Source organism: Kitasatospora sp. NPDC127121, assembly GCF_042677305.1.
Taxonomy (GTDB): domain Bacteria; phylum Actinomycetota; class Actinomycetes; order Streptomycetales; family Streptomycetaceae; genus Kitasatospora.
The window spans coordinates 1-24,998 of record NZ_JBHXTQ010000062.1 but is presented as its reverse complement, the minus strand read 5'-3'; the positions used below and the strand labels follow the sequence as shown (position 1 = coordinate 24,998).

General features: G+C 74.7%; 21 protein-coding genes. 10 read left to right on the top strand and 11 right to left on the bottom strand.

The genetic code is table 11. The features are described from left to right. Nucleotides 1–84: 84 nt before the first annotated feature. Nucleotides 85–891, top strand: a complete 807-nt coding sequence (locus ACFVHI_RS26570) for a hypothetical protein (RefSeq protein ID WP_380343441.1) — start codon at nucleotides 85–87, stop codon at nucleotides 889–891. 206 nt (nucleotides 892–1,097) lie between these two features. Then, nucleotides 1,098–2,291, top strand: coding sequence for an alpha/beta hydrolase family protein (locus ACFVHI_RS26565; protein ID WP_380343438.1), 1,194 nt, complete (start codon nucleotides 1,098–1,100; stop codon nucleotides 2,289–2,291). 112 nt (nucleotides 2,292–2,403) lie between these two features. Here ACFVHI_RS26565 and ACFVHI_RS26560 read toward each other — a convergent pair whose 3' ends face one another. Beyond that, a complete protein-coding gene (locus ACFVHI_RS26560) occupies nucleotides 2,404–2,946 on the bottom strand; it encodes a helix-turn-helix domain-containing protein (protein WP_063346485.1) in 543 nt (180 codons plus the stop codon). Nucleotides 2,947–3,067: 121 nt separating this feature from the next. On the opposite strand from ACFVHI_RS26560, the gene ACFVHI_RS26555 reads away from it, so the two are divergent. Beyond that, nucleotides 3,068–4,564: an MFS transporter gene (locus tag ACFVHI_RS26555; protein ID WP_380343434.1), complete on the top strand. Its 1,497-nt coding sequence runs from the start codon at nucleotides 3,068–3,070 to the stop codon at nucleotides 4,562–4,564. Nucleotides 4,565–4,760: 196 nt separating this feature from the next. Beyond that, nucleotides 4,761–8,441, top strand: coding sequence for a SpoIIE family protein phosphatase (locus tag ACFVHI_RS26550; protein ID WP_380343431.1), 3,681 nt, complete (start codon nucleotides 4,761–4,763; stop codon nucleotides 8,439–8,441). 98 nt (nucleotides 8,442–8,539) lie between these two features. On the opposite strand, the gene ACFVHI_RS26545 is transcribed toward ACFVHI_RS26550, so the two are convergent. The 3 genes from ACFVHI_RS26545 to ACFVHI_RS26535 all read right to left on the bottom strand — a co-directional run bounded on the left by ACFVHI_RS26545 (nucleotide 8,540) and on the right by ACFVHI_RS26535 (nucleotide 11,394). Next, nucleotides 8,540–9,607, bottom strand: coding sequence for an S-adenosylmethionine:tRNA ribosyltransferase-isomerase (locus ACFVHI_RS26545; RefSeq protein ID WP_380343428.1), 1,068 nt, complete (start codon nucleotides 9,605–9,607; stop codon nucleotides 8,540–8,542). Then, the gene (locus ACFVHI_RS26540; protein WP_363369728.1) at nucleotides 9,604–10,353 is read right to left on the bottom strand and encodes an SDR family NAD(P)-dependent oxidoreductase; all 750 of its coding nucleotides are present in this window, start codon (nucleotides 10,351–10,353) and stop codon (nucleotides 9,604–9,606) included. Before ACFVHI_RS26540 ends, ACFVHI_RS26545 begins: the two co-directional genes overlap by 4 nt. 72 nt (nucleotides 10,354–10,425) lie before the next feature. Then, on the bottom strand, nucleotides 10,426–11,394 hold the full coding sequence (locus ACFVHI_RS26535) for a pseudouridine synthase (protein ID WP_380343424.1): 969 nt from the start codon (nucleotides 11,392–11,394) through the stop codon (nucleotides 10,426–10,428). A gap of 126 nt (nucleotides 11,395–11,520) precedes the next feature. Here ACFVHI_RS26535 and ACFVHI_RS26530 point away from each other — a divergent pair, with 126 nt between their 5' ends. From ACFVHI_RS26530 to ACFVHI_RS26520, 3 genes are all read left to right on the top strand, one after another. Further along, complete coding sequence (locus tag ACFVHI_RS26530) at nucleotides 11,521–12,609, top strand: PP2C family protein-serine/threonine phosphatase (protein WP_380343421.1); 1,089 nt, start codon at nucleotides 11,521–11,523, stop codon at nucleotides 12,607–12,609. A 130-nt stretch (nucleotides 12,610–12,739) separates the two neighbouring features. Then, complete coding sequence (locus ACFVHI_RS26525; protein ID WP_063346492.1) at nucleotides 12,740–13,129, top strand: DUF3224 domain-containing protein; 390 nt, start codon at nucleotides 12,740–12,742, stop codon at nucleotides 13,127–13,129. Between the two features lie 102 nt (nucleotides 13,130–13,231). Continuing rightward, the gene (locus ACFVHI_RS26520; protein WP_380343417.1) at nucleotides 13,232–14,275 is read left to right on the top strand and encodes a DUF5995 family protein; all 1,044 of its coding nucleotides are present in this window, start codon (nucleotides 13,232–13,234) and stop codon (nucleotides 14,273–14,275) included. Here ACFVHI_RS26520 and ACFVHI_RS26515 read toward each other — a convergent pair. Next, nucleotides 14,236–15,675 (bottom strand): GuaB1 family IMP dehydrogenase-related protein, encoded by a 1,440-nt coding sequence (locus tag ACFVHI_RS26515; protein ID WP_380343415.1) that lies wholly within the window; start codon nucleotides 15,673–15,675, stop codon nucleotides 14,236–14,238. The two genes, ACFVHI_RS26520 and ACFVHI_RS26515, sit on opposite strands and share 40 nt — an antisense overlap. Nucleotides 15,676–15,972: 297 nt before the next feature. On the opposite strand from ACFVHI_RS26515, the gene ACFVHI_RS26510 reads away from it, so the two are divergent. Continuing rightward, complete coding sequence (locus ACFVHI_RS26510; RefSeq protein WP_380343480.1) at nucleotides 15,973–17,463, top strand: SDR family NAD(P)-dependent oxidoreductase; 1,491 nt, start codon at nucleotides 15,973–15,975, stop codon at nucleotides 17,461–17,463. Nucleotides 17,464–17,503: 40 nt separating this feature from the next. Further along, the gene (locus tag ACFVHI_RS26505; protein WP_380343412.1) at nucleotides 17,504–17,956 is read left to right on the top strand and encodes an NUDIX hydrolase; all 453 of its coding nucleotides are present in this window, start codon (nucleotides 17,504–17,506) and stop codon (nucleotides 17,954–17,956) included. An 82-nt stretch (nucleotides 17,957–18,038) separates the two neighbouring features. On the opposite strand, the gene ACFVHI_RS26500 is transcribed toward ACFVHI_RS26505, so the two are convergent. The 3 genes from ACFVHI_RS26500 to ACFVHI_RS26490 are packed head-to-tail and all read right to left on the bottom strand — an operon-like array spanning nucleotide 18,039 to nucleotide 21,513. Continuing rightward, the gene (locus tag ACFVHI_RS26500; protein ID WP_380343409.1) at nucleotides 18,039–20,279 is read right to left on the bottom strand and encodes an FtsX-like permease family protein; all 2,241 of its coding nucleotides are present in this window, start codon (nucleotides 20,277–20,279) and stop codon (nucleotides 18,039–18,041) included. Beyond that, on the bottom strand, nucleotides 20,276–20,992 hold the full coding sequence (locus tag ACFVHI_RS26495) for an ABC transporter ATP-binding protein (protein ID WP_380343406.1): 717 nt from the start codon (nucleotides 20,990–20,992) through the stop codon (nucleotides 20,276–20,278). Before ACFVHI_RS26495 ends, ACFVHI_RS26500 begins: the two co-directional genes overlap by 4 nt. Continuing rightward, nucleotides 20,989–21,513, bottom strand: coding sequence for a PadR family transcriptional regulator (locus tag ACFVHI_RS26490; protein ID WP_063346498.1), 525 nt, complete (start codon nucleotides 21,511–21,513; stop codon nucleotides 20,989–20,991). The genes ACFVHI_RS26495 and ACFVHI_RS26490 overlap by 4 nt, the downstream gene beginning before the upstream one ends. Nucleotides 21,514–22,035: 522 nt before the next feature. Here ACFVHI_RS26490 and ACFVHI_RS26485 point away from each other — a divergent pair. After that, nucleotides 22,036–22,704 carry a hypothetical protein gene (locus tag ACFVHI_RS26485; RefSeq protein ID WP_380343403.1) on the top strand — a complete coding sequence of 223 codons (669 nt, stop codon included), beginning with the start codon at nucleotides 22,036–22,038 and terminating at the stop codon, nucleotides 22,702–22,704. A gap of 48 nt (nucleotides 22,705–22,752) precedes the next feature. On the opposite strand, the gene ACFVHI_RS26480 is transcribed toward ACFVHI_RS26485, so the two are convergent. From ACFVHI_RS26480 to ACFVHI_RS26470, 3 genes are all read right to left on the bottom strand, one after another. Next, nucleotides 22,753–23,430, bottom strand: coding sequence for a YoaK family protein (locus tag ACFVHI_RS26480; RefSeq protein ID WP_063346500.1), 678 nt, complete (start codon nucleotides 23,428–23,430; stop codon nucleotides 22,753–22,755). Between the two features lie 59 nt (nucleotides 23,431–23,489). Further along, the gene (locus ACFVHI_RS26475) at nucleotides 23,490–24,224 is read right to left on the bottom strand and encodes an MgtC/SapB family protein (protein ID WP_063346501.1); all 735 of its coding nucleotides are present in this window, start codon (nucleotides 24,222–24,224) and stop codon (nucleotides 23,490–23,492) included. A 120-nt stretch (nucleotides 24,225–24,344) separates the two neighbouring features. Beyond that, on the bottom strand, nucleotides 24,345–24,998 hold a 654-nt coding region (locus ACFVHI_RS26470; protein ID WP_380343399.1), incomplete at its 5' end, for a divalent metal cation transporter.

Below are 24,998 nucleotides of genomic sequence, written 5' to 3'. Positions count from 1 at the left end.
GGTGAGGTCGTTTCAGGGCCAAGAGGTACGAATTGGCCCTGTTCGAGGGCGCGGCGGTCGGTCGATGCTGAGGATCTGACAGTCGTGGTTCCGGTTGTGGTGTTCGCTCAGCGGGAGGTGGCCGAGGTGGCGGTGGTGTGGCCCTTGTCGCGGGCTCGGTCGGTCGCGGGCGGCGACGGGCGGCTCGGCCGGGCAGTGCGGGTGTACCGGCGGTTCCGGCCGCTGCCGTGGCGGACGCGGGCCTGGCTGGACGCGGCGGCGGCCGCCGTCGCCGGGGCGGCCTGGCTGGCGAGCGGGGAGTGGTGGCCCGCGCCCGTGGTGGCCGCGGCGGCGATCACGGCCGCGAGCGGATACGGGCGGCTTCGGCCGGCACCGGGCCTGCGGGCCGTCCGGGTGCACGAGCGCGGGCTGGTGCTGGTCGGGGCGGACGGCGCGGAGCAGCCCCTGCCGTGGAGTGCGGTGGAGGCCACCGAGTACTCCCCCGGCGGGCGGCACGGGGTGGGCGAGCAGGGCCGGATCTGGCTGGTCGGCGCGGACGAACCGCTGGCACTGGCGCAGCTGCGGCGGCTGGACGAGCTGTTCCGGGAGCTCGACGAGCGGCTCCGCCCGACCCTCCGGGCCGCGCTGCACGAGGCGTTGCGCACTGAGGGCGGCGTCCGGTTCGCCCGGGGGCGGCTGACGCTGACGGCCGGCGGGCTGGTGCACCGGCCGCCGCACCCGCTCGCCGCGACGGAGGCGTTCCGGTGGGCGGAGGTGCAGTCCGCGAGGGCCTCGGATCTCGGGGAGCTGGAGATCCGGACGCACTCGGCCGGCCTGCCGCTCACCCTCCCGGTGCCGAACGCCGGTGCGGCGGCGGCCTTCGTCGAGGAGGTCCGGGCCCGGAGCCTCTGACCGGCGGACGATTCGAGGGTTGGATTCCCGAACCCACTGCTCTGCGGTGAGTTCGGCTCCTCAACCGACCCCAGCCTGGTCCGACCGGCTTCCATTCGGTCTCCATTCGGCCGACCCCTAAGGGTCCCTGCCTGCACATCCCGGAAGGGATCTCTACGCCGCTGAGTGGACGTCAACTTCCGCTCCCCCGGCCTACCGTCCCTCACATGGACCGACTTCGCACCACCGCCGCCGCGGCAGCCCTGCTGCTCGCCCTGCCGCTGTCCGTCGCCGCCGCCGCGCCGGCCCTGGCCGCTCCCGCCGCCCCGGCGAACGCCTCCACCTCCGCCTCCGCTCCCGCCCCGACCGCCGTCCACGTCGACCTGCCGCGCCCGACCGGCCCGTACGCGGTCGGGCAGGAGATCCTGCACCTGGTGGACCAGGACCGCCCGGATCCGTGGGTCCCCTCCGCCGGTCCGCGCCAACTGATGGTGTCGATGTACTACCCCGCGAAGGCCGGGACGGGCAGCGCGGCCCCGTACATGACCCCTGCGGCCGCCCGGATGCTGCTGGACGGGAAGCTCCCGGGCAACACCATCCCGACCGAGACGGTCACCGGCACCCGGACCTGGGCGAAGTCCGACGCGCGCCCGCAGGGCGGCCACTTCCCGATGGTGGTGCTGTCGCCGGGCTTCACCATGCCGCGGGCCTCGCTGAGCAGCCTCGCCGAGGACCTGACCAGCCGCGGGTACGTCGTCGCGCTGATCGACCACACCTACGAGAACACCGGGACGACGTTCCCCGACGGGCAGACCCTCCCGTGCCTGCTGTGCAACAAGCTGACGACCCCGGAGTCCTGGGCGGCCGTGGACAACAGCCGGGCGAAGGACGTCTCCTTCGTCATCGACCAGCTGACCGCCCGCCCCCACCCGGCCTGGCGCTACGCCCGCATGATCGACCGCGACCGGATCGGGATGGCCGGGCACTCGGCCGGCGGCGCCTCGACCGTCCCGTCCCTGCTCACCGACGACCGGATCCGGGCCGGGGTGGACCTGGACGGCACCATGGACGTCACCGTCCCCGCCTCCGGGATCGACGGCAAGCCCTTCCTGATGATCGGCCACCCGCTGCCCGGCGGCGCCGAGGACAGCAGTTGGACGGAGAGCTGGCCGCACCTGGACGGCTGGAAGCGCTGGTTGACCTTCGCCGGCTCCAACCACGGCACCTTCACCGACTTCCCGCTGTTCTTCGAGAAGCTCAACCTGCCCCAGCCTCCCGGCACCACGATGTCGGGCGAGCGGGGCGTGGAGCTCACCCGCTCGTACGTGGCGGCCTTCTTCGACCTCCAGCTGAAGGGCGTGCAGCAGCCGCTCCTCGACGGGCCGACCGCCGCCAATCCGGAGGTGACGTTCCAGCCGTAACCGGGACGTGGTGGGCGCGGCCGTCGGCAGCCCGCCGGCGGCCGCGCCGCCGTCTGTCGCCAGCCGTTCGCCTTTTGCCGTTCGCCTTTTGCCTTTTGCCGACCGCCGTTCGCTAGGCGGCCGGCGCCGCCGAGGCGATCGGTTCGAGCAGCCGGTGCGGGCGGACCAGGGAGCGGGAGACCGGGTCGTCCCGGTGCGTACCGCCGCGGGCGGGGTTGGGGCGCATCGCGATCTCGGCCGGCGGGACGGGTGCGCCGCCGCACCGCGGGCAGACACCGACGACGTCCAGGTCGGTGCCGCAGACGGCGTGCGCGAACAGGTGGTGCGGGCCGCCCGCGGTCGCGTGCCGGCCGCCCCAGCGGCTCAACTGGTAGAGCGGCCCCCACAGTTCGAGGCCGGTCCCGGTGAGCAGGTAGCCGTGGCGCAGCGGCGCCTGCTGGTACGGCTCCTTGCGCAGCACCCCGGCCGCGACCAGGGCGTTGAGGCGGGCGGTGAGGACGGCGCGGGGGATGCCGAGGTGGGCGAGGAAGTCGTTGAAGCGCTGCACTCCGTAGAAGGCGTCGCGGAGGATCAGCAGGCTCCAGCGTTCGCCGACCACCTCCAGGGCGCGGGCCAGTGCGCAGTCCTGCTGTTCGTAGTCGGTTCCCAGCGCCATGCGGGTCAGCCTAGTCCACCCGGACAGCGGGTTCAATGAACAGACCAATGGTGGTAGCGTGCCGATCGAGACGAAGGTTCATTCACCAGACCTAAGGTCCGCGCTCCGGAGGGAACACCCCATGTCCCCCGCACCACCCGGCTCCTCCCCCGTCACCGCGCCCGCCCGGCCCGGCGCCACCCTGGCCGCCACCGCGGCCGCGACCGCGCTGGTCACCGTCGCCTACACCGCCCCCACCGCCTCGCTCGCCGCCACCGCCCAGGCCGCGCACCTCGGGGCCACCGGCCGGACCTGGATCCTCACCGGCACCCTGGTCGGCATCTCCGCCCTGCTGCTCACCGCCGGAAGCGCCGCCGACGACCACGGCCGCAAGCGGGTCTTCACCTTCGGCGTGCTGCTGTTCGCGGCCGCCGAGGCGCTGGCCGCGCTGGCCCCCGGCGGCGCCGTCTACCTGGCCGCCCGGGTGCTGCTCGGCGTCGCCTCGGCCGCCGTCCTGGCACCCGCGCTCGGCCTGATCAGCCACGCCCACCCGCCCGGACCGGGCCGGATCCGGGCCCTCGGGGTCTGGGGCGCCGCCGTCGGCCTCGGCATCGCCGTCGGCCCGGTGTACGGCGCGCTGGTCGGGCAGTGGGCCGGCTGGCGCGCGGTCAGCGGCGGGATCGCGGTCGTCTCGGCCGCCGTGGCGGCGTACGCGGCCGCCGTCCTCACCGAGTCCCGGGCCGAACGGCCACGCGCCCTCGATCCGTACGGGGTGCTCACGCTGGCCGCCGGGACGTCCTGCCTGATCGCCGGGCTGGCCGAGGGGCGCGGCGGCTGGGGGCGGCCGGTGGTCGTCGCGCTGCTGGCCCTCGGCGTGCTGCTGCTGGCGCTGTTCGGGCTGGTCGAGGCGAAGACCCCGGAGCCGATGCTGGACCTCGCGCTGTTCCGCAGCCCCGGCTTCGTCGCCGCCACCGTCGGGGCGCTGTTCACCGGGCTCTCGCTGGTCGGCTTCATGAGCTACCTGCCGACCCTGCTCCAGGGCGTCCTGGGCCTGTCCGGCCTGGCCGCGGGCGGGGTGCTGGCGCTCTGGTCGGGCCTGTCGGTGCTGTCCGCGCTCCAGGCGCGGCGGCTGGCGGCGCACCTGTCGGCCACCGCGCAGGTCGCCGTCGGACTCGCGGTCTGCGGCCTCGGCGAGGCAGGCCTGTACGGGCTGGCGCCCGGCTCCGGCTGGCTGCGGCTGGCGCCGGGTCTGGCGGTGGCGGGCGTCGGCAGCGGGGTGCTCAACGCGGCGCTGGCCCGGCTGGCCGTCAGCAGCGTCCCGGCGCACCGGGCGGCCATGGGCTCGGGTGCCAACAACACCTCCCGGTACCTGGGCTCGGCGCTCGGCGTCGCGGTCACCGTGGCCGTCGCGGGCTCGGCCCGACCGGGCGGCCCCGGCCGGGAGGCCGCCGCCCGCGCCCTGGCGGCGGGCACCGACCGGGCCGTCCTGGTCGCCGCCGCCCTGTGTCTCGTCGGCGCGCTGCTCGCCCTGGCCGCCCGCACCGCCGAAGTCCGGGGCGCCGAAGCCCGCACCGCCGAAGCCCGGGGCGGCTGCGCCCCGGAGGCCGCCCCGGCCGGCGAGCGGGTCGCGACCCGGTGAGGAGCGCGGGAAGTCGGCCCGGCCGACTTCGCGCGCTCGACCGCCGCCGGCGCAGCCGGTGCCGCCGGGAGCTCGGCGAGTCCTTCCCGGAGCGCCCGCTGCCGCACCGGTGAGCCCGCTACGGTGAGCGGCCCGCCGGGGCCGCGTGCGAAGATGGCAGGGCTGGTGGGGACGATCTCCGGACGGTTCTCTGGCCATGGTGAACGACAACGAACACCACCAGGGCGAGCCGCAACAGGACGCCCTGCTGATGGTGCCGATCGCGACGGCGCTGATCGAGGCCGACGGCCGGATCCTGCACTGGAGCGGCGACGCGGAGGCACTGCTCGGCTACTCCCCGGGGCAGGCGGTCGGGGCCAGGGCCGCCAAGTTGCTGACCTCCGAGGAGCAGCGGCCCGAGGTGCTGGAGCTGTTCCAGCAGATCCTGAACGGTCGGCCCTGGTCCGGCGTGTTCCCGGTCCGGCACCGGGACGGGCACCTGGTGAACCTGGAGTTCCGCACCCATCCGATCACCGGGCCGGACGGCCGCACGCTGGTGCTGGCCGTCGCCTCCGACGTGACCACGCTGCGCCGGATCCAGGCGGACCTGGCGGTACTCGACGGCTTCTTCACCCAGTCCCCCGTGGGCATGGGCGTCTTCGACCCCGAGCTGCGGTTCGTCCGGCTGAACGAGGCGCTGGCCCGGGCCAACGGCCTGCCCGTCGAGGAGCAGCTCGGCCACCGGCTCACCGAGGTGCTGCCCGGGATCAACGGCGCCGAGGCCGAGGCGGTGATGCGGCGGGTACTGGAGAGCGGCGAACCGGTGGTGGACACCCGCTCGCACGGCCGCACCCCGGGCGACCCGCAGCGCGACCACGCGTGGTCCGCCTCGTACTTCCGGTTGGAGGAACCCGGCGGCCGGGTGCTCGGCGTGAGTTCCACCGTCATCGACGTCACCGAGCGGTTCCGCGCCGAGGCCCGGGCGGCGCGGGCCCAGGAGCGGCTGGCCCTGCTGGTCGACGCGACCGCCTCCATCGGCACCACGCTCGACCTGCGGCAGACCGCCCGGGAGCTGGCCGACACGATGGTGCCCAGGGTCGCCGACATCAGCGGGGTGTTCGCGCTGGAGGTGCTGGTGGCTGGGCGGAACGTCGAACCGCCCGACCCGGACGCGCCGCAGCTGGTCCGCCGGCTGGCCCTGGCCACCACCGACCCGCTGTACCCGGCCGAGTCACTGCCGGTGGAATCGCTGTACGAGCTGACCCCGGACTCGCCGTACGCCCGGGCGCTGGCCACCGGGCGGACGGTGGTGGTGCCGTCCTGGGAGCTGCCGCTGCTGAGCGAGGCCATCACCGAGAGCCACCGCCGGGCCTACCTCGGCGACCGGCCGCGCTCGGTGCGGATCACCCCGCTGGTCGCGCGCGGCACCACGCTCGGCATGGTGGTGTACTCGCGGCGCGGCGACCGGGAGTCGTTCGCCGAGGCCGACATCACCCTCGGCGACGAGCTGGCCTCGCGGGCCGCCGTCGCGATCGACAACGCCCGGCTGTACCTGCGCCAGCACCAGACCGTCCTGGCCCGGCAGCAGGCGCTGCGCGAGGCGAAGGCCGCCCAGGAGCGGCTGGCGCTGGTCAACGTGGCCTCCGCCCGGATCGGCACCACCCTCGATCTCGCCCAGACCGCGCAGGAGTTGGCCGAGGTGGCGACGCCCAGGCTGGCCGACTCCGTGGTGGTGGAGGTGCTGGAGGACCTGGTCCGCGGCGAGCGCGAGGCCCGCGCCCCGGAGGACGGTTCGGCGCTGCTGCGGCGGATGGCCTTCCACTCGGTGCCCGGCTCGACGTTGCGGCCGGTCGCCCGGCTCGGCGGGGTGCACCGCTTCGCACCCGGCACGCCGTACGCGTGGAGCCTGGCACACCGCAAGCCGGTCCTGGTGCCGCGGATGGACGCGGAGGGGCTGGCCTGGTTCGCCGACGACCCGGTGCGCGCCGCGGCGGTGCGGGAGCAGAACGTCCACTCCTTCATGGTCGTCCCGCTGATCGCGCGCGGCACCGCGGTCGGCGTCGCGGGCTTCTACCGCACCCTGGTGGAGCGCCCGTACGAGGAGAACGACATGGCGCTGGCCGGCGAGTTGGCGGTGCGGGCCGCCGTGTCGATCGACAACGCGCTGCTGTTCACCCGCGAGCGCGACGCGGCCGCCGCCCGGCAGCGGGCGCTGGACGCGGCCCGGGCCGCGCAGCAGCGGCTGTCACTGCTCAACGAGGCCAGCACCCGGATCGGCACCACCCTCGATCTGCACCGCACCGCCCAGGAGTTGGTGGAGGTGGTGATCCCGCGCTTCGCCGACTTCGTCACCGTGGACCTGCGCGACGCGGTGCTCGGCGGCGAGGAGCCCGGCCCCGTCCCGGACAACGAGTCGATACTGATGCGGGCGGTGGCGGTCGGCGAAACGGCTCAGGACGGCACCATGACGGCGGCCTCCGACCAGGTCGGCGAGACCTCGCAGTCCGCCCAGCTGTACGCGCAGAGCCTGCGCACCCGGCGCTCGATCCTGGTCTCCGAGGTGACCGAGGAGGAGATGCGCCGGATCGCCGCCTCGCCCGACCGGGTCCAGCCGGGGCTGGCCGCCGGGGTGCACTCGTACCTGATGGTGCCGCTGGTGGCGCGCGGACTCGTACTGGGCGGCGCGGAGTTCGTCCGCACCCGCAACCCGGAGCCGTTCGGCCCGGAGGACCGCTCACTGGCCGAGGAACTCGCCGCGCGCACCGCCCTCGCGATCGACAACGGCCGGCTCTACCGGCGCGAGCGGGACACCGCGCTCACCCTCCAGCGCAGCCTGCTGCCGCAGGAGATCCACCGCACGCTCGGCCTGGACCTCGCCTACCGCTACCTGCCCAGCAGCGTGGTCAGCGAGGTCGGCGGCGACTGGTTCGACGTCGTGCCGCTCTCCTCGGGGCGGGTCGCGCTGATCGTCGGCGACGTGATGGGCCACGGCATCCGGGCAGCCGCCACCATGGGCCAACTACGCACCGTAGCCCGGACGTTGATCACCCTTGACCTGAGTCCGGAGCGCGTCCTGCACCGGCTGGACGAGGCCTCCAGCGCCCTCGGCGAGGGCCAGTTCGCCACCTGCGTCTGTGTGGTGTACGACCCGGTGGACCGCCACTGCACCGCCGCCTGCGCCGGCCACCTGCCGCCCGTCGTCGCCGATCCGCAGGGGCGGGCGCACCTCGTCGAACTGCCGCCCGGCGCACCGCTCGGCGTCGGCGGAGTCCCGTTCGAGAGCGTGGAGTTCACCCTCCCCGAGGAGGCCATCCTGGTGCTCTACACCGACGGGCTGGTCGAGCGCCGGGGCCACGACATCGACGAGGGACTGCAGTTGCTCTGCCGGACGGTCGCCGACCGGCGCCGCTCGCTGGAGCAGACCTGCGACGCCGTCCTGGCCGAACTCACCGGCCCCACCAGCGAGGACGACATCGCCGTCATCATGGCGCAGGTCCGGCCGGTCGGCGCGGACCGGATCGCCAGCCTGCCGCTCACCGGCGACCGCGCGATGGTCGCCCACTCGCGCCGCTTCACCCGCGAGACGCTGGCCGCCTGGGGCCTCGAAGCGCTCGCCGACTGGGCCGAACTGCTCACCAGCGAGCTGATCACCAACGCCCTGGTGCACGCCGGATCCCCCACCCAGCTGCGGCTGTTCTGCAACCGGGCGCTCACCGTCGAGGTCGCCGACCAGGAGAGCGAGACGCCCCGGATCCGGCGCGCCCGCGCCGAGGACGAGGGCGGGCGCGGCATCCACCTGGTCAACGAGCTCGCGCACCGCTGGGGCAGCCGCCGCACCGGGGACGGCAAGGTGGTCTGGTTCGAGCTGGAACTGCCCCCGGGCAGCCCGTCCGAGTGATCCGGCGGCCCGCGACCGGGCGATCCGGGCCCGCGACCGGGTGGCACGGCCTGCGACCGGGCGGTTCGGCCCGCGACCGGGAGGCTCGGCCCGCGGGCTCAGTCCGGCAGGAGCAGGTTCACGTCGCCGAACTCGTGCCAGAGGTAACGGTGCTGGACGGCAGCCCGGTAGCACTCGGCGAGCAGGGGCCGCCCGGCGACGGCGGCCAGCATCAGCAGGTGCGAGGCGCGGGGCTCGTGCCAGCCGGTGAGCAGGCCGTCGACCGCGCACACCCCGCGCTCCGGGGTGATCACCAACTCCGTCCAGCCGTCCGCCTCCTGGACGGTGCCGTCCGGCGCAGCGGCCGACTCCAGGGCGCGCACCACCGTGGTGCCGACCGCGACCACCCGCCCGCCGCCGGCCCGCACATGGCCGACCAGGCGGGCGGTGGCCGCCGGGACGTGGAACCGCTCGGCGTACGGCGCCTCGTGCGCCTCCGGCGAGGCCACCCCGGTGTGCAGCGTGACCGGCGCGACCAGCACCCCGCGACCCGCCAGCCGGGCCACCGCCTCCGCGCTGAACGGCCTTGCGGCGCTGGGCATCTCGCTGCTTCCGGGGACGGTCGCGAAGACCGTCTGGTAGGCCTCGATCGGCCAGTCGCGGTCCACGTAGCCGTACCGGATCGCCTTGCCGTACGCCTCCAGGTACGGCAACAGCCCTGCTGGAAAGGTCAGTCGGGCGTACCAGAGCCGGGCGGTGAACGGTGCGACCAGCTCGGCCGCGCCGCCGGCGGGCAGCGCCACCCGCAAACCGGGGCGGGCCGGGGAGTCGGCCGGCGGGTAGTAGGCGGCCGCCGCACCCGGCACCACCCGCCGCAACTCCACCAGGTAGGAGCCGCGTTGGTCGGGCTGGGCGGAGGACAGGTGCAGCGCGACCGCCGTACCGTCGGGCAGCCGGCCGGGCAGCGCGGCCGGCAGGGTGGCCGAGTTGTTGACCACCAACAGGTCACCCGCGCGCAGCACCCCGGGCAGCCCGGTGAAGCGGTGGTGCTCGACGCTCCCCCGGTCGCGCCGGCCGACCAGCATCCGCACGCCGTCCCGCGCCCCGCCGCGCGCCTCCGCCGGTGCCCGGGCGGAGAGTTCGGGCGGCACGGCGACGTCGAGGCCGAGGTCCGCCAGTCCGGTCATCGCCCACCCCGGGCCGCGGCCCTCAGGTCCTCGACGCGGTAACGGCCGGAGGGGGCGCGGTCGTGCAGCAGTCCGAGCAGGACCGGCACCACCTCCTCGGGCAGCGGCTCGCCGGAGATGTCCTCACCGGGGCTGGCCTCCTGCAGCATCCCGGTGCGCATGCTCCCCGGGTCCACCGCCCACACCCGCAACTCCGGTTCCTCGCGGGCGAGTACGGCGGTGGCGAGGTCGAGCGCCGCCTTGCTGGCGCCGTAGCCGCCCCAGCCGAGATAGGGCACGACGGCGGCGTCCGAACTGATGTTGAGCACGGCCCCGGCGTGGGCGCGCAGCTGCGGCAGGACGAGCTGGGTGAGGGCGATCGGGGCGAGCGCGTTGACCTCGAAGGTCTCCAGCAGGTCCGGCAGCGGGAAGTCGGCCAGCCGGGGCAGCGGCTCGGCGCCGGGCGCGGTGGCGCCGTTGAGCGTACCGGCGTTGTTCACCAGCAGGCTCGCGCCGCCGAGCCCGTCGGCGGCCGCGGTCAGGTGGGCGCGGTGGTCGTCGTCGACGATGGAACCGGGGAGGGCGACGACCTTGGTGACGGCGGCCAGGGCCGCCTCGGCGGCGGCGAGTCCGGCCGCGCCGCGGGCGCTGATCACCAGCTGCCAGCCGTCGGCGGCGAGGGCCCGGGCGAGCGCCAGGCCGAGCCCCCGGGAGGCGCCGGTGACCACGGCGACGGGGGCGGGGGCGGTGTGCTGTGCTGCGTTCATGCCCCCACCCTCGCCCCGCAGGGGGCGGCGGCGGATCGGCCACCGGAACCGGGACCCGGTCGTCCGTTGGGCCTACGGCCTCTGGGTCGCCGGACCCGGGCCGGCGGCCCAGGCTTGCGGGTCCGTCCAGGCGGCGAGGGTGCGGCGGGTGTCGAAGCGGCGCTCCCGGCCGGTCAGCGGGTCGGTGAACTCGACCACCGAGGCGAGGAGTTGGAGCGGGCGGCGGAAGTCGTCCGGGGCCGGTTCGGGCAGCACCACCGGATACACCGGGTCACCGAGGATCGGCACGCCGAGGCCGCACATGTGCAGCCGCAGCTGGTGGGTGCGCCCGCTCAGCGGCCGCAGCCGGTAGCGGGCCAGGCCGTCGCGGCGTTCCAGCAGGTCGATCCGGCTCTCGCTGTTCGGCGGCGCGTCGAGCTCCCGGGCCGCGATCACCCCGCGCTCCTTGAGGATGTGGCTGCGCACGGTGCGCGGCAGGTCCAGCGCCGGGTCGTACGGGGCGATCGCCTGGTACTCCTTGCGCACCAGCCGGTCGCTGAACAGCGTCTGATAGGCGCCGCGCTCCTCGGGCCGCACCACGAACATGGCCAGGCCCGCGGTGAGCCGGTCGAGCCGGTGCGCGGGGCTGAGGGCGGGCAGGCCGAGACTGTGCCGCAGCCGGGACAGCGCCGTCTCGACGACGTGCCGGCCGCGCGGGGTGGTGGCCAGGAAGTGCGGCTTGTCGACGACGACCAGGTGTTCGTCGCGGTGCAGCACCTCCAGTTCGAACGGGACGTGGACCTCCTCGGGGAGGTCCCGGTAGAACCACAGGTGCGCGCCGGGCCCGAACGGCTCGTCCGGGGCGACCGGGCCGTGCTCGCCGACGATCTCGCGGCCGCTCAACGCCGCGTCGATCCGCGCGGCGGCCACGGCCGGCAGCCGCTCGACCAGGTAGGCGCGGACGGTCGGCCAGGGGCCCTCGGGCGGCAGCCGCAGGTGCACCGGGTCCACACCGTGGCGCTGCGGAAGGGGGGAGGCCGGGCGGCGGCTCTTGCGTCTCATCTCCCGGCCAGCGTAGTCCGCCCGCTGGGGCGGCCTCGGCCGAGGCCCCCGAGGTGCCGCTCACGGGGAGTGCGGAGCACAGTGGACGGTAGGTCGCCAATCCGCCGGGAGCAGCCGGGAGGACGTGTGAGCGCAGACGGCCCGGGCGGTGTGCCGCCGCTGCACCTGCCGCGGCGCACCCGGATGCTGCTGGTCAGCGCCTTCGGGCTGCTGGTCGCCGCCGTGGTGGCCGACCTGGTGACCGGGCCGGGGACGACCCTCTCCCCCGTACTGGCCGTCGCGCCGGTCCTGGCCGGGGCGACCACCCGCAGCGCCCGGGTGCCGCTGGCCGCCGGGGGCATCGCCGTCGTGGCGGTCGGGCTGCTGGAGACCACCAACACCGAACTGCCGGCCGAGGTGCACATCACCGCGCTGATCACGGTGCTCGCGGCGACCCTGGCCAGCGCCGCCAACGTCGTCCTGGTCTCGGCCCGGGAGCGGGAGCTGTTCCACGTCCGGACGGTCGCCGAGGCGGCGCAGCGGGCCCTGCTGCGCCCGCCGCCGGAGCGGATCGGGCGGCTGCGCACCGCGGTGCGCTACGTCGCGGCGGCGGCCGAGGCACGCATCGGCGGGGACCTGTACGCGGTGGTCGACACCCGTTACGGCACCCGGATCCTGCTCGGGGACGTGCAGGGGCACGGGCTTCCGGCGGTGGAGACGGCGGCGGACGTGCTGGGGGTGTTCCGCGAGGCGGCCCGGACGGAGCCCGATCTCGGGCGGCTGGCCGAGCGGCTGGACGCGGCGCTCGCCGCCCGACCGGGCGAGGGGCGCTTCGCCACCGCGCTGCTGCTGACCGTGCCCGCGGAGCGGGGGCCGGTCGGCGTGGTCAACTGCGGGCACCCGCCCCCGCTGCTGCGCCGCGCGGGCCGGGTGCACGCGCTGACGCCGCCGTACGCCGCGCCGCCGCTCGGGCTGCGGGGGCTGACCGGTGACGGGTATCCGACGGGCCGCTTCGAGCCGCTGCCGGGGGACCTGCTGCTCCTGTACACCGACGGCATCACCGAGGCCCGCAACGCCGAGGGGCGGTTCTACCCGCTGGAGGAGCGGCTGCCGGGGCTGCCCGCGGGGAGCCCGGCGGACCTGCTGGAGGACCTGCTCGCGGACGTCGACGGCTGGGTCGGCGACGCCGGGCTGACGGACGACGCGGCGCTGCTGGCGCTCCGCTGGGAGCACTGACGGGCGGACGAGCAGGCCGGCGGGCCGGCGGGAGCGGTGACGGCCCGGCCGATTGTCAGAGCCGTGTGCAAGGCTTCACACACGGTCGGTGAGGGGCCGGCCGGGCAACGATCGTCGGGAGGAGAGCACCATGGGGTCCAAGGCCAGCGGGTCGTTCGAGCTGACCAGCTTCGAACCGGTGGAGACGGAGGAGCGCGAGGGTGCGGCCTTCGGGCGGGTCCGGATCTCCAAGAACTTCACGGGCGGGCTGAGCGGCACCAGCGAGGTGCGGATGCTCTCCGTCGCGGGCCCCTCGGGCGGCCCGGCGTCGTACGTCGCGGTGGAGCACGTGACGGGCGAACTGGACGGGCGGAAGGGTTCGTTCGTGCTCCAGCACGCGGCGTGGGACACCGGCGGGACGACCATACGCGTGGTGCCGGGCACCGGGTCGGGCGAGCTGGCCGGGCTCACCGGCGAGTTCCTCCTGACCGTCGACGAGGCCGGCACCCACACCTACGTCCTGGAGTACGACCTGGGCTGATCACCTGGTCTCCCCCGCGCGCCGCGTGCCGCACGCACCGGGCTGCCGTCCGCGCTGCCACGATGATGCGATCAGTGCACGATCGACATCGGAGGGTGGCGCATGCCCGGTACGACGATGGCGGCGGACGGCACGCCGGTCGCGGTGCTGGCCGCGAATACGGTCACGGCGCCTGTCGCGACTCCTGTCACGGCGCCAGTCACGGCTCACGTCACGGCGCCGGTCACGGTCGAGGAGGTGGTCGGTCGGCTGCGGGAGATCGGGGCGGGTCTGCCCCCGGCGGACGGGGTGGCGGTCTTCAACCGGCTCTACCTCACCGTCACGGAGGCCGTCCGCGACCGGCTCGGCGGCTTGTACTTCGCCGATCCGGCGGCGATGGCCGAACTGGACACGGTGTTCGCCGGGCGCTACCTGCTGGCCGTGGCCGCCGACGCGGCCGGGCAGGAGCCGCCCGCCTGCTGGCGGCCGCTGTTCGCGCTGCGCGCCCACCCGGGGGTGCACCCGCTGCAGTTCGCGCTGGCCGGGATGAACGCCCACATCCAGCACGACCTGCCGCTCGCCGTCGTGGACACCTGCCTGCGGCGGGGCTGCGAGCCGGCCGGGCTCGCGGCGGACTACCACCGGATCAACGGCCTGCTGGCGGAGGTGGAGACGGCCGTCCGGGAGGAGCTGATGCCCGGCCCGGACGTGCTGGAGCGCGCCGAGCCACTCACCCACCTGCTCGGCGTCTGGTCGGTGGAGGCCGCCCGCGAGGGGGCGTGGTCCGCTGTCCAGGCGCTCTGGGAGCTGCGCGCGGTGCCGACCGCCGCGCGGGCCTTCGCCGCCGCCCTGGACTGCTCGGCCGGCCTGCTCGGCCGCGCCCTGCTGCTCCCGCTCGGCCCGCACCCCGCACGGGACGCAGCCTGCGGCGCACCGGGCACGGCAGCGGCCGCACCGGACACACCAGGCAAGGCACTGCACGCACCGGGCATGGCGCCCGACGCACCAGGCAAGGCGCCGGACGTACCCCGCAAGGCACCGGACGCGCCCCGCACGGCGGCCGGCCGGCTCCCCGAGGCGAGGAACCGGCCGGCCGGTGAAGGAGCGGGCGCTCGGGCCCGGCCCGATCAGGCCCAGCTGGAGTGCAGCGGCTTGCCCTCGGCGTAGCCGGCCGCGCTCTGGATGCCGACGATCGCCTTCTCCTGGAACTCCTCCAGGGTGTTGGCGCCCGCGTAGGTGCAGGAGCTGCGCACACCGGCCACGATCGAGTCGATCAGGTCCTCGACGCCCGGGCGGGCCGGGTCGACGAACATCCGGGAGTGCGAGATGCCCTCCTCGAACAGCGCCTTGCGGGCCCGGTCGTACGAGGAGTCCTGGGAGGTGCGGTTGCTGACCGCACGGGCCGAGGCCATGCCGAAGCTCTCCTTGTACTGGCGGCCGTCGGCGGCGGTCTGCAGGTCGCCCGGGGACTCGTAGGTGCCGGCGAACCAGGAGCCGATCATCACGTTGGAGGCGCCGGCGGCCAGTGCCATCGCGACGTCGCGCGGGTGGCGGACGCCGCCGTCGGCCCACACGTGCTTGCCGAGCCGGCGTGCCTCGGCGGCGCACTCCAGCACGGCGGAGAACTGCGGGCGGCCGACGCCGGTCATCATCCGGGTGGTGCACATGGCGCCGGGGCCGACGCCGACCTTGAGGATGTCGGCGCCCGCCTCGACCAGGTCGCGGACACCGGCGGCGGAGACCACGTTGCCGGCCACGATCGGGATCCGCGGGTCGAGGCCGCGCACCGCGCGCAGCGCGCTGATCATCGATTCCTGGTGGCCGTGCGCGGTGTCCACGACCAGCACGTCGGCGCCGGCGTCGATCAGGGCCTTGGCCTTGCCGGCCACGTCGCCGTTGATGCCGACGGTGGCGGCGATCCGCAGCTTGCCGGCGGCGTCCACGGCCGGGGTGTACAGGGTGGCGCGCAGCGCGCCCTTGCGGGTGAGGATGCCGACGAGCCGGCCCTCGGCGTCGACGACCGGGGCGAGCTTGCGGTGCGCCTCGGTGAGCTTGTCGAAGGCGGTGCGCGGGTCGATGCCCTCGTCCAGGAGCAGCAGGTCGCGGGACATCACGTCGGCGAGGCTGGTGAAGCGGTCCACGCCCTGGCAGTCGGAGTCGGTGACGACGCCGACCGGCTTGCCGTCCTCGACGACCACGAGGGCGCCGTGCGCGCGCTTGGGCAGCAGCGACAGCGCCTCGGCGACGGTGGCGCCCGGGGCGAGGGTGATCGGGGTGTCGTGCACCAGGTGGCGCTGCTTGACCCAGGAGACGACCTCGGCGATGACCTCGGTGGGGATGTCCTGCGGGATGGCGACCAGGCCGCCGCGGCGGGCGACGGTCTCGGCCATCCGGCGGCCCGCGATGGCGGTCATGTTGGCGACGACCAGCGGGATGGTGGTGCCGGTGCCGTCGTTCGAGGAGAGGTCGACCGCCTGCCGGGAGCCCACGGCGGAACGGCTGGGGACCATGAAGACGTCGTCGTACGTGAGGTCGTACGAGGGCTTGAGGTCGTTCAGGAAGCGCATGAAGGGGGCTCTCTGGCTGGGAGAAATTACACCTCGGGTGCGGTTGCGGCACTGCCGCCGGGCGCACTCGGGCGCCCGGCACCCAGCATTCGATTCTCCGGGACGGTGGGATCAAAAGCCAGTTCGAGGCCCATTGCTGGCACTGTGTACAAACCATGATCAATGCTCCGCGCGTAGACTTGGACGATCATCCAAGTCCGACGGTTTTCGCCCCGGCCAGGGCCGCTCCCGTAGCATTCACGCGGTAACGGCGAGGCGAGCGGGAAGCGGCGACAGGCAATGACGGCGGGCGTGGACATCAAGCAGGACCAGAGCGACACGGACACCGGGGAGGAGATCGACTACGGTCCCGGCCTCGACCCCGAGCGGCTGCGGCTCTGCCTGGACGTGCTCGCCGAGCTCGACCAGTTGCACGTCGACCACCCGGACGCGATCACCGTCCGCCAGGCCGTCGGCGGCATATTCCGGACCCTCAAGCAGCGCCGCCGCCAGGAGACCCGGGCCCGCAAGACCGCCAACGACCGCGAGGTCACCGCGCGCACCGCCACCGGCGCCCCCACCCGGATCGACGACGAGACCGCCGGCGCCTTCGGCCTGACCACCGTCACCAGCACCGAGATCGCCGGCATCCTGGAGCGGCCCCGCTCCTGCTACACGTGCAAGCAGCGGTACGTCGAGGTCGACGCGTTCTACCACAACCTCTGCCAGGACTGCGCCGTCAAGAACCGGTCCCACCGGGACGCCCGCGCCGACCTCACCGGCAAGCGCGCGCTGCTCACCGGCGGCCGGGCCAAGATCGGCATGTACATCGCGCTGATGCTGCTGCGCGACGGCGCCCACACCACCATCACCACGCGCTTCCCCAACGACGCCATCCGCCGCTTCACCGCGATGCCGGACAGCGCCGAGTGGATCCACCGCCTCAAGGTCATCGGCATCGACCTGCGCGACCCGGCCCAGGTCATGGCGCTCGCCGACGAGGTCGCCGCCGACGGCCCGCTGGACATCCTGATCAACAACGCCGCGCAGACCGTGCGCCGCCCGCCGGAGTCCTACCGCGAGCTGCTCGCCGCCGAGTCCGCGCCGCTGCCGGCCGGCGAGCTGCCGCAGGCCACCACCATCGGCCGCTTCGGCAGCGGCAGCGTCGACCTTCCCGCCCTCCCCCACCAGGCGAGCGGCGACGCGCAGCGGATGGCCGCCGAGGACGTCACCTCGCTCGCGCTCGTCACCGGCTCCGCCACGCCCGCCCGGATCGAGGCCGGCACCGCGATCGACGCCGGCGGGCTGGTGCCCGACCTCGCGCCCACCAACAGCTGGGTGCAGACCGTCCAGGAGGTCGGCCCGGTCGAGCTGCTGGAGGTCCAACTCTGCAACTCCACCGCGCCGTTCATCCTGATCAGCCAGCTGCGCCCGGCGATGGCCGCCTCCGCCTCCCGCCGCAAGTACGTGGTCAACGTCTCCGCGATGGAGGGCGTGTTCCAGCGCGGCTACAAGGGCGCCGGCCACCCGCACACCAACATGGCCAAGGCCGCGCTCAACATGCTCACCCGCACCAGCGCGCACGAGATGTTCGAGACCGACGGCATCCTGATGACCGCCGTCGACACCGGCTGGATCACCGACGAGCGGCCGCACCCGGACAAGATGCGGCTGGCCGACGAGGGCTTCCACGCCCCGCTCGACCTGGTCGACGGCGCGGCCCGGGTGTACGACCCGATCGTCCGCGGCGAGCTCGGCGAGGACCTGTACGGCTGCTTCCTGAAGGACTACGAGCGCTCCAACTGGTAACCCCGGTCCCCCCGAGGATCCCCGCGAAGGAGATGGCGAATTGACCACCGCACCGCTGCTCGGCGCAGGAGTCATCGTGCCCACCGGGGACGGCCGGGTGCTGATCGGCCGGCGCACCACCGCCGGCGAGCCGCCCACCTGGAGCCTGCCCGGCGGAAAGGTCGATCCCGGCGAGTCCTTCGAGCAGACCGCGGCCCGCGAACTCGCCGAGGAGACCGGCATCGTGCTGCCCGCCGAGCAGATGCGGGTGCTCGCCCTCCTGCTCGACCACGAGCTCGGCCGGCCCCGGCTGACCGCCGCCGTGCTGGCGCCGCCGAGCCTGGCCGAGGCGGTCGTCACCGAGCCGCACGCCTGCGGCGGCTGGGAGCGCGTCGCGCTGGACGCGCTGCCGGAGCCGATGTTCTACCCGTCCTCGCTGGTCCTCGGCAGCTGGCTGCCGCAACGGCCGTCGGCGGTCCGGGCCGGAACGACCGGGTACCCCGTCACCCGCTGAGGGCGACGGGGTACGCCCGGGCGGCGACGGTCCAGCTCACCCGGGCGCCGACGGTCCGGCTCGCCCGAACGGCGACGGGCCGTCAGCCGTTGCGGGCGGCCTCGGGGCCGGTGATCCGCTTCAGCAGCGGCAGCGTCGAGGCGATGATCCCGACCGAGGCCACCACACCGAGGGCGACGAAGCCGAAGTACACCGCGCCCGGCGACACCAGGTGGTAGTCCATCTGGGAGCTGAGGAACAGGGCCGAGGCGGCGAGGGCCGCGCCGATCGAGATCACCGCCACCGACAGCAGCGGCAGCACGCTCTCCAGCGCGATCACCCGCTGGAGCAGGCGCAGCGGCGAACCGGTGAGCCGCAGCATCGCGAACGGCCGCCTGCGGTCGGAGAGTCCGGCCACCACGCTGACCGCGAGGCTGCACCCGGCGATCGGGAGCGTGGTCAGCAGCACCACGTTCGCCAACTGCCGCCATCCGGCGAGCCGTTGCTGGCCTTCGGTGGCCCAGTCACCGACCGTGTGCGCGTCGTGGTCGGGCCACGCCGCGGTGAACACCGTCCGGACCTGCTCCTTCGCCGCCGTCGATCCGTCGGTCGTGGCGTAGAGCAGTTGGACCGGGAGCTTCGCGACCTCCTCCGCGGAGACCGGGACGGCGGGCCACTCGGCGTCCGGGTGCGAGGTGAGGTTGAGGAACTCGCGCGACGGGACGGCCGCCACGCTCGCCCCGGCCGCGCAGTGGCCGACCACCGGGACCTCGGTGAGGTCCGCGCAGGACACCAGGCCGGGGGTGAGGAGCGGGGCGTCCGGGCGGGGACTGACCGGGATCTTCCCGAGGCCGGCCGGGTTGGTGTGGAGCACCGCGAGACCCCGCAGGCCCGGCACGGCCCGCGCCTGTGCCAGGACCTGCTCCGGCACCGCGTCCGTCAGTTGCCTGCCGTCCCGGTAGTCGCCCTGCACCACGGACGCGCGGGACGACTGGTCGCCGTCCAGCGAGCCGCGGTTGGCGTTGATCGTGCCGATGACGCAGACCGTCGACGTGGTGACGAACAGCGCCAGGATCAGGCCGCTGACCGCGCGGAATCCGGCCTTCGGGTCGTCCGCGAGCCGGCGCACCGCGATCAGCGTGGCCGGACGGCTGGTGCGGCGGGCGACCGCACGGGCGGCGACCATGGTCAGCCACGGCCCGGCGATCACCAGGCCGAGCATCACCAGCAGGAACCCGGGCAGGTAGGCCGCCGCCTGTCCGTTCCCGGTGGCCGGGCGGCGGCCGAGGAAGTACAGCAGCTCCGCGAGCCCGGCCAGCAGCGGGACCAGCCGCCAGGCCCGGGGCGGCCGCGGGGTGACCCGGCGGCTGACGCCCAACGGGGAGACGGTGACCCGGCGCAGCGCGAACCGGGCCGCCACCGCCGAGGCGAGCGGCACGGCCAGGACGGTGCCCAGCACCTGGAGGCCGGTCAGGCTCAGGTCGTCGAGGTGGAAGCGGCCGCCGGTGAAGGGCACGTCGGCCACCAGCGGGCGCAGCGCCAGGTAGAGGCCGAAGCCGGCGGCCGTACCGGCCACCGCGGCGACGGTGGACTCGACCGCGGCGATCACCGAGATCTGCCGCGGGGTGGCACCGACCAGCCGCATCGCGGCGAACCGCTGCTCCCGGGTGGCGGCGGACAGGCGGGTCGCGGTGCCGATGAAGATCAGCACCGGGAAGATCATCGCACCGCCCACCACCGACAGGATGAGCGTCATCGCGTCACCCCGGATGCCCCGGCTCAGGCAGTCACCGTTCCCGCACTCGGGCCGGGTGGTGGCGATGGTGGTGACGGCGACGGCGCGGGGCGCGGCCTCGACCTCGCCGACCGTCCGGCCGACGACCACGGCCAGCGTGTCCGGGGAGGGCATCGCCGAGTCGTTCAGGGTGCCGGCCATCCGGCCCGGGAAGCGGTCGCCCAGCTCGACGGCCGGGACGGTGCGCAGCAGCGCTGCCAGCGCCGGGGAGGCGTAGTACTCGCCGGGGGCCGGCACCCGGTCGAGCCCCGGCGGGACGGGCGAGGTCGGCCCGGTCGCGGCGACGTCGATCTCGCGGATCTCCGAGCCGTCGTAGTAGTCGTTGTGGGGCCGCCACCACAGCGGGTCGACGTGCGCGCTCTCGGTCCGGCTCCGGGCCCCGGAATCGAGCCAGACCTGGCGCTGGTTGGCGCGGTCGATCGCGTTCATGCTGGCGAGCGTGGACAGCAGCAGCCCGACCCCGATCGCCACCGCCGCCGCGATCATCAGCAGCCGGGCGAGCGCCTCCCGGCCGCCGCTGACCGCCAGCCGGAGCGAGAACCGGATCACGAGGCCACCGACCCGGCTCCGGCCCCGGCCCCGGCCCCGGCCCCGGCGGAGAGCGTGCGGGCCTGGCCGTCGCGGACGATCGCCTCGCGGTCGGCGTAGGCGGCGACCCGCGGCTCGTGGGTGACCAGGATGACGGTGGTGCCCTGCTCCCGGGCCGAGCCGACCATCAGTTCCATCACCTGCTCGCCGGTCAGCGAGTCCAGCGCGCCGGTCGGCTCGTCGGCGAACAGCACCTGCGGCCGGGCCACCAGGCCCCGGGCCAGCGCCACGCGCTGCGCCTGACCACCGGACAGTTCGCCGGAGCGGCGCCGCTCCATGCCGTCCAGGCCGAGCCGGGCGAACCACGGCCGGGCCTGCGCGAGAGCGTCCGCGCGGCGCACGCCGTTCAGCAGCAGCGGCAGCGCCACGTTCTCCTCCGCCGTCAACTCCGGGACGAGCTGGCCGAACTGGAACACGAAGCCGAACTTGTCGCGGCGCAGGGCGCTGCGCCCCGCCTCGTTCAGGGTGTCCAGGCGCTGCCCGTTGAACAGCACCTCGCCCACGTCGGGCACCAGGATGCCGGCCAGGCAGTGCAGTAACGTCGACTTTCCCGAGCCGCTCGGGCCCATGATGGCGAGCACCTCGCCGGCCTCGACGGACAGGCTCGCCCCGCGCAGGGCGGGGGTTTCACCGAAGGACAGGGCGACGTCGCGGGCCTCGATCACGGCGGTCATGAGCGCACCGCCTCGGCCAGCGCGTCCAGGCGGGCGGCGGTGAGGTCGATCCAGCGCAGGTCGGCGTCCAGGTGGAACAGGCCGTGGTCGGCGAGCAGGGCGTCCACCAGGGCGCCGGTGCGGCGCAGTTCGGTGAGTTCGCGCATCCGGCGCAGGTGGGCGGCGCGCTGGGTGTCCAGGTACTCCTCGGCGTCGCGGCCCAGCATCAGGGCCAGCACCACCTTGGTGAACAGCACGCTCTGCAGGTTGGGTTCGGGTGCGACCGGATCCCGGAGCCAGGTCTCGAACTCCGTCACCCCCGCGTCGGTGATCACGTAGCGCTTGCGTTCGGGTCCGTCGCCGGGCTCCGCCTCGCCCGCGACCACCTTGCCGTCCCGGGCCAGCCGGCCGAGGGTCGCGTACACCTGTCCGTACGGGAGGGGTTTGCCGCGGCCGAAGAGGGAGTCGTAGTCGCGCTTGAGGTCGTAGCCATGGCTCGGCTCCCGCTCCAGCAGCCCCAGCAGGGTCAAAGGAACACTCATGGGGGAGACCATACCCCACGCGTATACTCCGAGTGTATAGCTGGCGAGAATACGGCCCCTGCCTGCGGAAACCCCGTCAGAACCCGGGCGAGACCCGGGCGGAAGCCGGTCAGAGCGCGGTCAGAGCGCGGTCGGAACCTGGGCGGAAACACCGTCACCCGGGTGCGGGCGGGCAGAGGGCAGCCCCACGCTCACCCCCTGCACCGCACCACGGCCCGGCACCCCCACGGTCAACCGGGCCAAGCCGTCCCCTGGCACGAAGGATGCGGCCGGACCCCAGCCTGCCCGCCCGCCCGGCCGCTGCCGAGGGCCGAACGTCCCTGGTGCGCGAAGGGGCGCCGGGCGGCCGCGCACCCGGGCGCGACCCGGAACGCGACCGGCGCGCGGCGGCGCCGTCCGCAGGTCCCGGTGGTACGAGCCCGCACGACTCTTGTGCGCGGGCGGCCACCGGGTGGAAATTGGGTGACGAAGCCTCACGACCTCACCACCGCGCCGCCCCAACCCCCCTGAGGAGCCGTCGACGTGTCCAGCACACCCCGCCCCGCCCGGCCATCGTCGCGCCCGCCGCGAACCGGCCGCCGGCTGCGGCGGGCCTTCGGTGCCCGGCACGAACCGCTGGTCCGGCCCGTCGACCGGGCCCGCGCCCGCGCCTGGCTGCTGAGCGCCTTCGGGGCCCTGCTCGCCCTCGCCTTCGCCACCGGCAGCTCCCTGCTCGCCTACCACGCCACCGCACCCCAGGCCGACAGCGACCGCCTGCGCCTCCACAAGGTCGACGCCGTGGTGCTCACCCTCCCCGACCACGGCTCCGGCACGGGCACCGGCGCCGGAGGACGCTTCGGCGCCGGCTACAGCACCCGCGTCGACGCCGAGGCCTCCTGGACCTACCCCGACGGCCAGCCGCACACCGGTACCGTCCAGGCCCCCCGTACGGCCGTCACCGGCACCGTCGTCCCCGTCTGGGTCGACCCCGTCGGCGCCCTCTCCTCGCCCCCGACCAACCGCGCCGCCGTCGCCGTCTCCGCCGTCTGCACCGGCGCCGGCGCCCTCCTCGCCCTCCTGGCCCTGCTCACCCTCGCCCTGCGCCTTCGCCTGCACGTCCTCGACCGCCGCGCCGACGAGGCCTGGACCCAGGGCTGGGCCCGCCTCGAACCCCTCTGGAGCGGCCGCGCCGGCCACCGCCAGGACGACTGACCCCTGTGGACGAGCGGGAACCGGCGAGCAGCGGGACGCGGCGCCGGGTCAGAGCGGGTGGGTCCAGTCCGGGGCGGGGTGGGCTCCGGCGGCCCGGTGGGTGAGGGCCGCGACGGCGACGAGGAGGGCCAGGGCGAGGGTCAGGGCGATGGGGACGTCGGCCTGGCGGATGAGGAGGGCGCCGACGAGGGCGCCGACGAACATCCAGACGGCGGAGGCCAGACGGCGGGGGCCGGTGCGGTCGGCGGCGAGGGCCGTGATGGTCATGGTGAGCACCGTGGTGGTCAGGTCGGGGACCTTGAGGGAGCGGACCACCGCGTTCTGGCCGCCCATGGCGAAGGCCAGCAGCCCGATGAGGCCGTAGCGGGCCGGGTCGGAGGTGTAGCCGGCCACGGTGGCCAGGGCGATGCTCGCGGCGACGAACACCGTCTGGGCGACCACCGCCGTGGTCAGCAGCCGCCCGCGGTGGTCGGGCAGCCGTCGGGCGAGGTGGCCCCCGACCAGGGCGCCGAGTACGAACGCGGCGAGGGCGCTCAGCGAGGCGGTGGCGGAGAGTCCGGCGGCACCGGCCAGGGCGAAGCCGAGGAAGACCACGTTGCCGGTCATGTTGGCGACGAAGACGTGGCCGAGCCGGAGGTAGCTGACGGCGTCCACCAGTCCGGTGACGACGGTGAGCACCAGCAGCATCGGCACCAGCGGCCCGTGCCTGGGATCGGGGGTGAACATCGGGACCTCCTGGTCGGCCTCGTGACGGTGCCTCCGTTCTACCTCCCCCGGGCCGCGCCCTAGGCGAGCGCCGGGCGGCTCGGGTCGTCGGGTTCGTCGTCGAGGTGCCAGTGCAGGTCGCGGACGCCGGGTTCGAGGGAGAGCCGGCTGACGACCTGTTCGAGGGCCGGGGCGACCTGCCCGGTGATGGCCACGGTGGCGCGCAGGCTGGTGGCGTCGCCGCTGTCGGTGCGGCGGGCGCGCAGGCCGGTGGGGGCGAGGCCGGAGGCGGACAGGGCCTGGAGCAGCAGGGCCCGGATGTGGGTCTCGGCCTTGCGCTCGCATTCCAGGTGGACGGTGGCGCGGACGGTGGAGTCGGGGTCGCTGCCGGACTGCGGGGCCCGGTCGAGCATCCGGCCGGCCGGGCGCAGGATCAGGTGGACGGCGAGGACGCCGAGCGTGCCGAGGACGGCGAATTCGAGCTTCCCGGCGGCGGCGAGCACCCCGACGGCAGCCGAACACCACAGCGTGGCGGCGGTGTTGAGGCCGCGGACGCCGGCGCCGTCGCGCAGGATGACGCCACCGCCGAGGAAGCCGATGCCGGAGACGACGTAGGAGGCGACCCGGGTGGGGCTGGCGGCGTCGCCGACGGCCTCGCTGTACAGCACGAACAGGGTGGCGCCGGCGGCGACCAGGGCGTTGGTGCGCAGGCCGGCCATCCTGGCCCGCCACTGGCGTTCGACGCCGATGAGCGCGCCGCAGGCGACCCCGGTGGCGAGCCGGACGAGGAAGTCGGCGGTGGTCAGGGTGTGCACGACGGCACCTCCTTCACTGGGAGAGCTGGGAGAGCGGGGAGAGCTGGAAGAGCAGGGAGACGGACGGACGGGTGGCGGGCCGCTGCCCACCACCCGTCCGTCCGGGCTGCGGTCTTCGGCTCAGTGGTTGAGCGCGGTCTGGACGATCTTGATGATGACCATCACCATCGCGACCAGGAGGTAGGCGCGCAGGGCGCCCATGCCGACCTTGCGGGCGGTGGACATGACCGGCTTGCCGAGGGTCTCCAGCGGGGGCATCCGCCATTCCTCGCGGCCGGTGCGGTCGACGGGGTCCTCCTTGGTGGCGGTGCGGCCGAAGGTGAAGAAGTATCCGGCGACCAGGACGCCGGCCACGCCGCAGCCGGCCATGATCCACAGGATGGCCTGCGAGCTGATGTCGGGCCAGACCACGGCGGCGGTCAGGATCAGCGACAGCATCACCAGGACGCCGACCACGGCGGAGGTGAAGGCGTTGGTCTTGGGCCCGTTGACCCAGGGCCCCAGGACGGCCTTGTCGTTGCACAGCAGCAGCAGGAACACCGTTGCCGAGGGCAGCAGCACACCGGCCAGCACCTGGACGAACTGCGTCATCAGGCCCTGGGTGTAGCCGGTGGACAGCAGCGTGATCGCGGCCGCCGCGACCACCAGGCCGGCGTAGATCGCGTAGAAGCCCTTGGCGCCCTTGACGCCCCGGTGCAGCGAGTGCCTGATGCCGAACACGTCGCCGATCGCGTAGGCGGTGGACAGCGACACGGCGAAGGCGCCGATGATCGA